We start from the raw sequence: 12312 nt of genomic DNA on the forward strand, positions 1-12312 counted from the left end.
AACAAATATATTTTGTCAATTTTCACATTTTTATAAATATAAATTAAATTTTTTTATAAAATAAAAGATTATCTAATATTTAAGAAATATATTTTAAATGTAATATAGATTTATTTATTTTGTATAATAATAAGTAATCAGCCGCACTTATAGAGAACATTCGGTAAGAATAAGCGATATTGTGCGGGTTGCCACTACGGCTAGTAGTTGACAAACTTAAAAATTTTTAGTATATATAAAATAGTTATTAAATATTAATATTTAAAATTAAACTTAATTAAAAATCATTAATACAAAAAAAGAGGAAACATTTTTTCAATGCTTCCTCTTTTCAATCTATATAAAATAATTAATATTGATTAATTATCTTTTACTTTTTCATCTTCATCTTTTTTCTTTTCATCATCGCCTTTAGCTAAAGTAGCAGTTTCTTCTTGTTTTGGTTTAGGTCTTAAAGAGTTTAGTAAAGTGTAAGCAACTGCTACATTTTCTTCACCTGAAGAAGAAGCTACTCTGAAAGCCATAAGAGAAGAATATCTGCTTCTGCCGTAAGCATATCTAAATCCTATTTCTACAGTTTCGCCGGCTTCAATATCAACTTTTTCTGTATCAAGTACTATAGTAGATAATGCCTGAGCTAAATCTGTTTTAATAGTTACATCATTTTGTTTTTTAGAAGTTCTATTAACTATAGTAAGAACTCCTGTTCTGTTTCTCTCATCTAATTTTACAGTAACATTAAATGGGTTTTCTGAATATTTTTCTTCTATTCTTGAAACTATAGAAGCATTTATATTAGCCCATTCTCTTATACTGTTTCCAGCACCTCTGAATTTTGACCATAACATTCTTGATACGTCATGGAAGAATATACCTCTTATTCTGCTGCTTCTATTGAATTTAGCTTCTGATTCATATACTCTTCTCATATATTCAAGTTCTGGTCTTAAGCTTCCGTCCTGGAGTCTGTTATCTATCATATTACCAACTAATACATTGTATTCGCCTGATAAATATTGAGGCCAAGCAGCAAGCATACCAACATGCTGAGGACGGCTAGCTTCATATATCATAACTGCATCATAATCTATACCAGCATCAAAGAACATATAAGGATCTTGTCCATGTTCCTGTCCATGGTTCCAACCTAAAGTAAATGCCCATAATTTTTTCTTAATGCCAGAATCTTTAATAGCTTTTATTATTAAAGACTCTTTATGAGCTCTGAACCATCTCCATTTCATGCCTATTTCTTTTCTGCCTCTATTAACAGCAAGCCATCTCATACGAGCAGCTTTACTCATAGTAGACCAGCTAGCAGGAACATAAACACCTGTAAGCTCTACCATCTCGTCTACCATTTCATAACCGTCAACTTCTCCAGTACGTATAAAGTCAAGTCCAACATAAGATATATTAGGGTTAGCATCATATCTTTTTAATATATCTATAATATCCTGAACTCTTTTTGGATCTGATAAAGATATATGTCTGCTTTCTACTAAACTTTGTGTTGCAGAATTATAACCTACAGAAACATCATAACCGCCTTTTCTAGCTCCGCCGCCTGCAGCAAAATAACTCATAACATAAGCTCCAAGCTCAATATCGCCTTTAGCTTTACTTGCTGCTAAGTTTTCTATATTCTTAATCATAGCCTTAGCCCAAGGTTCCTCTGGAGTTATTCCGCCAGTCCAACCTGTAGTTTGTCCGCCTATAGCCCAGAATATATCGCATTTCATGTATCTGATCCAGTCATATATAGCATCATAACTGGTAAGCTCGCCTGTTTCTACACTAGGTACTTTTTTAGTAGTTAAATCTATTGCATATTCTAAAGTAGCGATTTTCTTAGTTTCTTTAGCTGAAGGAGATTGTCTTCCTTTTACAGTGAAATCTTTAATATATCCATAAACTCCGTTTTTAGTTTGAACAAGAACTATAGCTTGATATTCGCCCAAAGTACCGCCGAAAGGATGTAAATAAGTACCTTTATATTGAGAATTCTCAACTTTAAATACATTTATAGGATATCTTTCATCTCCGTTCTTCCTTACTATTTTATCTTTTTTATATCTTACATATATACTTAAATTTTTAATGACATCTTCTGTATAAACTGAAGCATTTATAACAACTGGTTCATATCTGAATACTGATATTTTAGATAAATCTATTGCTACTCTTGGAGCTTCTCTGCTTCTTGAATTTTGTATAGCAATATCAATAGCCTCACTAAGTTTATCCGCTGCTTTATCTGTAGTATTAGCATTAAACACCATAGCAGGAAGTACATTAGGATTAGGCATATCAGTACTAAATTCATCATCGCTTAAAAGCATATTCTGACTCATATACTCTATATCAGAATCAACGCTAATTTCTTCATCAGTATAAATATCATTTAAATCAACAGCTAAATCATAATCATATATAGGCTTAGAACCAACCATGGAAAGGGAATCTGGATTATACATATCTATTCTATGACTCTTATCCGATTCTTCAGCTAATTTGTTAAGCTCATTAAGATCATTGATTTCATTATTATAACTGACTATCGTCAATCTTTCTCCTATACCAAAAGTTAAAGCAACCAATGATATAGATACTAGCAGCAATATTGTAGTGGCTATTATACTTTTTTTCATCTTTTGTTTAGTTCCAGTTTTTTATAATTTTATTATATATTAGTATTTTGTCTAGCATGTTTTGAATGTTTAGGGTGCTTCGCTATTTGCTTTTTCAAATGTGAAGAATCCACATGGGTATAAATCTCTGTAGTTGTAATATCTGAATGGCCTAGCATTCTTTGTACGGATCTTAAATCAGCTCCATGCTGTATAAGATGTGTGGCAAAACTATGTCTTAATGTGTGAGGGTAAACATTTTTATCTATATCGCTTTTCTTCATTGTTTCTTTTACAATCTTCCAAATGCCTACTCTTGAGATTTTATCGCCTCTGAAGTTTAAAAATAATTCGCTTGTCTTTTTGCCTTTTACCATTATAACTCTGCTGGTTTGAATATATCTTTGTAAGATGTCTAAGGCTCTGTCGTTAATAGGAACTATTCTTTCCCTATTGCCTTTCCCTTTTATTTTTAAACATTTTTCTTCAAATGAAATGTCTTCAATCTTAAGAGAACAAATTTCACTAACTCTCAAACCTGATGAATACATTAATTCAAATATAGCTTTATCTCTTAAGCCTTTGTCAGTTTTTTCATTAGGTACAGCTAATAAGTCATCTACTTCTGTAGTTGTAAGTGATTCTGGTAATACTCTTTTTAAACGTATAACTTCCAAATTATCTGTTGGATTCTTTGAAATATAATTCTCCATTACCAAAAATTTATACAGATTAACTATGCTTACTTTGTTTCTTGCAACTGTTCTGGATTTTGCACCTTGCTCTTTTCTCTCACTTAAAAATTTCTCAATATCTTTTCTTGTAGCTTTTAAAATTGTTTTTTTATTTTTACCTAAAAAATCAAGATATATCGCAATATCTCTTTTATATGATTCTAGTGTATTTGAAGATAGACCTTTCTCTACTGCCTCATAATTTAAATACATTGATAATATTTCTTGATCTGATACCTGTTTAACTGACATTGAAATCTGCCTCTTAATTTAAGATAAATATACAAAATAAGCTGACTTGAATAGTTAGTCTGTAACTTGTCAACCTAACATAATTATCGACAATATTTACTATTTATTTAAACATAATACATTACTTAATAAAAATATTACATTAACTAAACATAATTTAAAAATTATAAATTAATTTTAAAAAATTAAGATAATTATAATAATAATATAATTAAAAATATATTTTGTAATAATACTAAAATGAATAAAGTGATTTTTTTAGACAAAAACGAAAATCCATACAAGCCTTCAAAAAACATTATTAAAGAGCTTGAAAAATTTGATGTTGACTCTCTAAGATTCTTCCCCGAATATAGTCCTGAAGAATTAGATGAGGAAATGTCCAAATATCTTAATATTGATACAGACAATATCATATCTGTAAATGGTATGTATGAGGCTTTTGCATGTATAATAAATTCTTTTGATAAAAATAAAATATATTTGGAAGAACCTTATAGAGATTTGTATACAAAAATTTTAGCATATTACAAAATGCATTATGATGTAATAGAGGCCAGAGAAGATTATAATATTAATCTCAAAAAAAATATAAGAAGCAAAAATTCCGTAATAATAACAAGCAATCCTAATGCTGAAACTGGAATGTTTATAAACATAAAAGAGATTGAAGAATTCTTAAAAAATTATGAAGGGATATTTGTAATAGATGAATCTTATATTAATTTTGCCGGAGAAAGTTCTATTAGATTAATTAATGATTATAAGAATTTAATCATAATAAGATCAATTGCTCATTCTCATTCTATATCAGGACTTAATATTAACTTTATAATATCAAATTCAGAAAATATAGAAAATATTTCAAAATTAAGACAGAAATATGGTATAAATAAAATATCAGAAACTATTGCTATCGCTGCTATAAAAGATGAAGGTACTGCATACAAAAATACATTCGATATAATTTTGGAAAGAAACAGATTGGATACTATATTAAGCAAAGAAGGATTTATAGTTGTTCCGTCAAGAGCAAATTTTTTATTAATAAAACATGTTAATATTAGTGCCAATGTTCTATATGAGGAATTAATAAAAAGAAATATCATTGTAAAAAAATATGATAGCGAAAGTATATTGTCTAATTTTTTAAGAGTTACTATATCAACACATAAAATAAATAATATATTTGTAAATGCTTTAAAAGAAATCATTAATAATAGTATATAATTAAATATAAAGAATTATCTTTAATAGCATTTAAATTGTTAGCGATATAACCAATATTAATCAGATTAAAAAATTTCTTCAACGCACGGTGAATAAAATTAATAATATAATAAAATTTGAATTATAAATAAATATATTTTTTAGTTTTATTCTGCGTGCGGTTATAGCATAACAAATTTAAAAAAATCTGGGTGGGCAGCTAAAATAACTGTTTCAATCTATAAAGAAAAATAATACTGAAATATCAAAAATAGTTGAAAGCCTAAAGGGTGGGATTTAAAATTAAGCTTTAAAATTTTATTCACATACCCCGCCCTTTAAAATTTTAAATTTTATTTTGAATGTTAACTCAATTAACTTTATAGCTTAGTAAAAAATTATAGCGCCCGCCCAAGTTTAAATTAACTTTAAAATATATTTAACGCACGCTAAACCAGATTTATTATATAAATAAAATTTGAATTATAAATAAATCTATGTTTTTAAATTTATTATCTGTGCGTATGATAGATTATAAATTAAAAAAAATTAAACTAATTCTATTTTTGTATTGACAATTTGTTTATATTATGCTATATTCGCAAAAATTAAAATTTATATCATTATAAGGAGGCGATGCTATGCTAAACAAAAACTTCTATTCTCGCTCACTACTCAGCTTCAAAAGAATCGTCTACCTGATATGTCACTTCAATTAATATATTTTCTATAATTAAATTCACAAACTAAAAATTATAAAACCGTTTTTGGTTTTTTCATTTGTTATTTTAACTTTTGTAAATAACAGTATTAATATTTTATTTAAAAATAAATTTATTATCAAAAATAATAAAAAATCGTTTTGAAAATATTATTTATTGGAGTTGATATCATGAAAAAAATACTAGAAAACAAAAACAAATTAATTTTTTCAGCATTAAATAATACTGATAAAGTACTAGAAGTATTTAATTCATCATTAGAAGGCATATCAGAAAAAGAAGCAGATAAAAGATTAAAAGAATACGGATTAAATAAAATACCTCATAAAAATAAAAAAACTATTTTTAAAAGAATAGCAGAAGGTTTTATAAATCCATTCACTTTGATATTATTTGCCTTGGCTATTATATCCATTTTCACAGATATACTAATACCTTTTTTCAAGAATGAAGAAATTTCTTTTTTGACAGTAATAATCATTTCTACAATGATAACAGTATCAGGATTAATAAGATTCATTCAGGAATATAAATCAGATAATGCATCAGAAAAACTTCTTAACATGATAAAATCTTCAAGCATAGTTTTGAGAGAAAATATCAAAAAAGAAATAAACAGTGAAAATATCACAGTAGGAGATATAGTTTTTATTAATGCCGGTAATATAATACCTGCTGATATAAGAATAATAGAATCAAATAACTTGACTGTTTCTCAATCTGTATTAACAGGAGAAAGCGAGCCTTTAGAAAAAAACAATTCTGTATGTAATGAGGAATTAGAATCAGTAACAGATTATTCAAATATTGTTTTTATGGGTTCTAATGTAATAAGCGGAGATGCTAAAGGTATAGTAATCAATATCGGAAAAGATGCATTTTTAGGCGATATCGCAAATGAACTTTCAAATATTAATGAAATAGATACAAGCTTCACTAAAGGAATAAATTCTGTATCTTGGCTATTAATAAGATTTATGTCTATAATGACTCCTGTTGTATTTTTCATTAATGGATTTACAAAAGGAAATTGGATAGAAGCATTATTATTTGCTATATCAATCGCAGTAGGGTTGACACCAGAAATGCTTCCTATGATTGTAAGTGCATGCTTGGCAAAAGGTGCAGTATCTATGTCAAAACAAAAAACTATAATAAAAAATCTTAACTCCATACAAAGTTTCGGTGCTATGAATATATTATGCACTGATAAAACAGGCACTTTAACTATGGATAAAATTTCATTGAAACATTATTTTGATATTAATGGAAATGAAAATAAGAACGTTTTAGATTTAGCTTATTTAAATAGCTATTTTCAAAATGGTTATAGAAATGTTTTGGACAATGCTATTATTGAATATATAGAACATAATGAAAAAAACTTTAATAATAAAGAATTAGAAAATTATATTAAAATAAATGAAATTCCTTTTGATTTTATAAGAAGAAGATTAAGCATATTATTAAAAGAAAATAATAATATAAAGATGATAACTAAAGGAGCTTTTGAAGAAATGATTTCAATTTGCTCTTATGTTTATGATAATGAAAAAATATCAAAAATAACAGAATTACAAAAACAAGAATTAAATAAAAAAATTAATTCTTTAAATGATAAAGGAATGAGAGTTATAGCATTAGCTGTAAAAGATATAGAAATAAATAATGAAAATCAATTAAACGATTTAGAAGAAATCAAGAAGTTAGAAAATGAAATGGTATTAGTAGGATATTTAGCATTCTTGGATCCTCCAAAAGAATCATCTTACGAAGCTATAAAAAAATTAAATGAATATGGTGTTGATGTAAAAATACTTACTGGAGATAATGAAAAAACAACTATTAATGTATGCAATAAATTAGGAATAAATATAAACGGCATTTTGCTTGGAAATGAAATTGATAAATTAAATGATGATGAATTAAAAATAAAAGCAAAAAAAGCTAATATATTCGCTAAACTTTATCCTCATCAAAAATCAAGAATAGTATCCGTATTAAAAGATGATGATAATACAGTCGGCTTTATGGGTGATGGTATTAATGATGTGCTTGCTATGAAAATGGCTGATATATCCATTTCAGTTGACAGTGCTTTTGATATAGCTAAAGAAGCTGCTGATATAATACTATTAGAAAAGGATTTAACTGTATTAGAAAAAGGTATAATAGAAGGAAGAAAAACTTATGCCAATATGATAAAGTATATAAAAATAACTGCTTCATCAAATTTTGGAAATATGTTTTCTGTATTAATGGCTTCTATACTTTTGCCATTCATACCAATGCAAAGTGTGCATTTGATCATACTAAATTTAATATATGATTTAAGCTGCACTTCAATACCTTGGGATAATGTTGATAAAGAATTTTTGAAACTTCCAAGAAAATGGGACGCTTCAAGTATAGGAAACTTTATGTGCTGGATGGGACCTGTAAGTTCTATATTTGATTGGAGCACTTATTTAATAATGTACTTTGTTTTCTGTCCATTATTCGTTTCTAATGGAATATTATATAATAAATTAGGCAATTATTATAATGGTGCCGATTTGGCTAATATAAAAACAATGTATACTTCTATGTTCCAATCAGGCTGGTTTATAGAATCTATATGCACACAAGTTTTGGTTATATATATGATAAGAACTGCTAAAATTCCTTTTATAGAAAGCAGACCATCAAAACAAGTATTTTTATTAACTTTTTCAAGCATTATAATTTTATCTATAGTGCCATTTACAAATTTAGGACACCATTTAGGTTTTGTATCATTGCCTAAAACTTATTTTATATTTTTAGTTCCTTGTATATTTGCTTATATACTATTAGTTACATTATTAAAGAAAGTATATATTAGAAAATTTGGTGAATTATTATAAATATAAAAAAATAACGCATATAGATAAATTAATATTTTTTTCTATATGCGTTTTTTATAAAGAATGTATTTTATTTCTTTTTATTTGTAAGTGCAAGTATGAGAATATGCACTACTGATTTATCAACTTCCGGTATTCTTAAAGCCTGTGATATATTATAAGGCTTGTACTGTTTCAATTTATTAATAGCATCTATCTTTACACTTTTTAAAGTAGAGTAATCAAAATCTTCCGGTATAAGCATGTTTTCGTATTTTTCAATATCTTTTATTTCATTTAAATATCTTGAAATGTAGCCCTCATACTTAATAGCTATTTCTGCATTCTCCAAAACATTTTGATTGTAATCGCCGTCTATCAAATGCTTTAACATATCAATACCGCATTCAGGACGCTTTATTATAGACGCTAAACTCATAGTTCTGTATTCTTTAGCCTCTTTTGTGAATCCTAAATCTTCTGTTTCTTTTTGAGTGAGTGTGCGTTTATTTAAATATTCCACAAGTATTTGAGTTTTTTGTTTTTTATCTCTCACCTTATCTAGTCTTTCTTTGCTTGCAAGCCCTATATTATAGGAAAGTTCTGTTAATCTTTCGTCGGCATTGTCTTGTCTTAAAAGCATTCTATGTTCTGCCTGTGAAGTAAACATTCTATGAGGTTCTTTAGTTCCTTTAGTTGTTAAATCATCAATTAAAACGCCTATATATCCGTCGCTTCTTTTTAATATTAATGGAGCTTCTTTTTTAATTTTTAAGCTTGCATTTATTCCTGCCATAAGTCCCTGACATGCTGCTTCTTCATATCCGCTTGTGCCGTTAATTTGTCCTGCTAGAAATAGACCTTCTATTTTTTTAGTTTCAAGTGTAGGCTTTAATTCTATAGGGTTCACATAATCATATTCTACTGCATAAGCTGGTTTTAATATTCTTACTTCCTCAAGTCCTTTCAATGATCTTATCATTTTTATTTGAACATCTTCCGGCAAGCTTGAAGAAAATCCGTTTATATAAACTTCATTAGTTCTATAACTTTCTCTCTCCAAATGCAATTGATGTCTTGGTTTATCGGCAAATCTTACAACTTTATCCTCTATACTTGGGCAGTATCTTGGACCTATACCTGTTATAACTCCACTGTACATTGGTGAAAGATGTATATTATCCTGAATGATTTTATGAATATTAGCATCGGTATATGTTATATAGCAAGGTTCCTGCACTATATCAATTTTATCATCTAAAAAGGAGAATGGTGTTATTTCATCATCGCCTTTTTGCATTTCTAATATATCAAAGTTAATAGAATAATAGTCAACTCTTGCAGGTGTTCCTGTTTTTAATCTTCCTACTTCAAGTCCCAAACTTCTTAGATTATCAGAAAGTCCTATTGCAGGAAGCTCCCCTATTCTTCCAGCTTGTTTTTGATATTTACCTATATGAATAAGTCCGTTTAAAAATGTTCCTGTTGTAAGTATAACTGCTTGGCATTCGTATTCTCTGCCTCTTTCTGTTCTGATTCCTTTAAGTACATTATTTTCAACAATGATTTCTGTTACTATATCCTGATGAAGTGTGAGATTATTCTCTGCATACAATGTTTTAGCAGCTTCTTCTTTATATGCATATTTATCTGCTTGAGCTCTTGGTGCCCATACAGCTTTACCTTTACTTCTATTAAGCATTCTAAACTGCATCATAGTTTTATCTATTAATATTCCCATCTCGCCGCCGAGTGCATCAATCTCTTTTACAATAGTACCTTTAGCAACTCCTCCTATAGAAGGATTGCATGACATTTGTCCTATAGTATCCAAATTAATAGATATAATTAGGGTTTTCATTCCAAGTCTTGCAGATGAAAGTGCCGCCTCTATTCCAGCATGACCTGCTCCTACAACTATAACATCGTATTTATTATTCATATAATATTCTCTTTAAAAATAAATTTTATTGAAAATGATATATTAAAATTATGATATTGTAAAGTGCTGAATTACACTTGCCCGCCCTCTAGGCTTTCAGTTTTTTCTGGTATTTCTGTATTATTTTTCTTTACAGATTGAAATAGTTATTTTAGCTGCCCACCCAAGATTTTTTTAAATTTGCTGTGATATTACCGCACGCAGAATAAAACTAAAAAAATATATTTATTTATAATTCAAATTCTATTATCTTTTAAATTTCGTTCACCGTGCGGTAAATAGATTTTAAAGTTAATTTAAACTTGGGTGGGGCTGAAATTTCTAATTGAGTTATTAAGAAAGTAAAAGTGCAAATTCAAAAAAGACTAATAAAGAATGAAGGGCGGGGTATGTCATTAAAATTCTTTTATTTAATTTTCTAAACTCACCCTACTATTTATATATACATAAAAAAAGAAGCTCTCTAATTAATTTATAGAGAACTTCTTTTAAGCAAGTTTATTTTATTTAATATTATTTTTTAGATGTTGTTTTTTTAGATGATTTTTTAGCACAAGTTCTTTTTGCAGGTTTTTTAGCAACTGAATCTTCTTCTTCGCCTTTTTTCTCTAAATCTGGTAAAAGCAATTCGGCTATTTGAACTGCATTTGTAGCAGCACCTTTTCTTATTTGATCGCCTGCACACCAGAATGTTAATGAGTTTTTAGCACTAATATCTTCTCTGATTCTTCCAACATATATATCATCTTGATCAGAAGTATCTAAAGGCATAGGATATTTGAATTTTTCAGGATCATCAACTACTTTTACGCCTTTAGCTTTAGATAATAAATCTCTAGCTTTCTTAGCTGTTATTTTCTTCTCTGTTTCAACAGTAATAGATTCACTATGACTTCTTATAACAGGAACTCTTACACAAGTACAGCTTATTTGCATATCTGGAGCATGAAGAATTTTTCTTCCTTCATTAGTCATTTTTAATTCTTCTTTAGTATATCCATTTTTATCAAATGAATCTATGTGAGGAATTAAGTTATGTAATATTTGATATTTGAAAGTGCTGTTTTTTAATTTTTTACCAGCAACATAATCTTGTATCTGCTGTTCTAACTCTTCCATACCTTCTTTACCAGCACCAGAAACTGCTTGATAAGTAGAAGCTATAATACGTTTAATTTTACCAAATTTATGAAGCGGTGCTAAAGCCACTAATGCTATTATTGTAGAACAGTTAGGATTAGATATTATACCTTTATTAAGTTTAACATCTTCTGGGTTAACTTCAGGCACAACTAAAGGAACATTTTTATCCATTCTAAAAGCACTGCTGTTATCTATAACTATACTTCCAGCCTTAACTGCTTCAGGGCTTAATTTCTTACTAATATCTGCTCCTACTGCAACCAATGTAATATCCATATCTTTAAATGAATCTTTACCTACTTTCTCTATAGTGTATTCTTTTTTATTGAACACTACTTTTTTTCCTGCTTCTCTGTTTCCAAGTAATCTTAACTCATTAATTGGAAATTTTCTTTCTTCTAGTACTTTAAGCATCTCCTGACCAACTGCACCAGAAGCTCCTAATAAACATAAATTTACTTTTTTCATGACAATTACCATTAACTATTATTATTTTTTGTTTTTATTGATAGTATTATTATATAATAGTTGTATATTAAAATCAAGATTTTTTATGCTTTCGTATATTCATGAATATCAATTTAAAAACATTATATTTTAATATAAGAAATATATTAGTATGCTTTCGTACTATTTTTTATAACTTTTGATAAATTATATAGAAAAAACTTTTTATAAAACAAAATCATTTCATATATAAAAACATATATAATAAATGAAAATCTTAAAAAATTTAAATATAATTTGCACAGGAGCCAGACATATTGCATTAAGTATTCCTTAGTTTTTTAAAGTATAACATAGGTGTATCATAAT

The 12312-nt window shown here is 27.6% G+C and carries 6 protein-coding genes; 2 read left to right on the top strand and 4 right to left on the bottom strand.

The annotated features are described in order from the left end of the window. Nucleotides 1-359: 359 nt before the first annotated feature. The gene (locus tag Q0K52_RS09500; protein WP_297298825.1) at nt 360-2651 is read right to left on the bottom strand and encodes a hypothetical protein; all 2292 of its coding nucleotides are present in this window, start codon (nt 2649-2651) and stop codon (nt 360-362) included. Nucleotides 2652-2683: 32 nt separating this feature from the next. Next, the gene (gene xerD / locus Q0K52_RS09505) at nt 2684-3616 is read right to left on the bottom strand and encodes a site-specific tyrosine recombinase XerD (RefSeq protein WP_297298827.1); all 933 of its coding nucleotides are present in this window, start codon (nt 3614-3616) and stop codon (nt 2684-2686) included. Between the two features lie 240 nt (nt 3617-3856). Here xerD and Q0K52_RS09510 point away from each other — a divergent pair, with 240 nt between their 5' ends. After that, nucleotides 3857-4846 carry a histidinol-phosphate transaminase gene (locus Q0K52_RS09510; protein ID WP_297298828.1) on the top strand — a complete coding sequence of 330 codons (990 nt, stop codon included), beginning with the start codon at nt 3857-3859 and terminating at the stop codon, nt 4844-4846. An 871-nt stretch (nt 4847-5717) separates the two neighbouring features. Beyond that, nucleotides 5718-8432 (top strand): magnesium-translocating P-type ATPase, encoded by a 2715-nt coding sequence (mgtA, locus tag Q0K52_RS09515; RefSeq protein WP_297298830.1) that lies wholly within the window; start codon nt 5718-5720, stop codon nt 8430-8432. Nucleotides 8433-8502: 70 nt separating this feature from the next. On the opposite strand, the gene mnmG is transcribed toward mgtA, so the two are convergent. Together mnmG and Q0K52_RS09525 are read right to left on the bottom strand one after the other, a co-directional pair. After that, on the bottom strand, nt 8503-10353 hold the full coding sequence (mnmG, locus tag Q0K52_RS09520) for a tRNA uridine-5-carboxymethylaminomethyl(34) synthesis enzyme MnmG (protein ID WP_297298832.1): 1851 nt from the start codon (nt 10351-10353) through the stop codon (nt 8503-8505). A 513-nt stretch (nt 10354-10866) separates the two neighbouring features. Further along, nucleotides 10867-11964: an aspartate-semialdehyde dehydrogenase gene (locus Q0K52_RS09525; RefSeq protein WP_297298834.1), complete on the bottom strand. Its 1098-nt coding sequence runs from the start codon at nt 11962-11964 to the stop codon at nt 10867-10869. Between the last annotated feature and the right edge of the window lie 348 nt (nt 11965-12312).

The organism is uncultured Brachyspira sp. (assembly GCF_944390845.1).
Taxonomy (GTDB): domain Bacteria; phylum Spirochaetota; class Brachyspiria; order Brachyspirales; family Brachyspiraceae; genus Brachyspira; species Brachyspira pulli.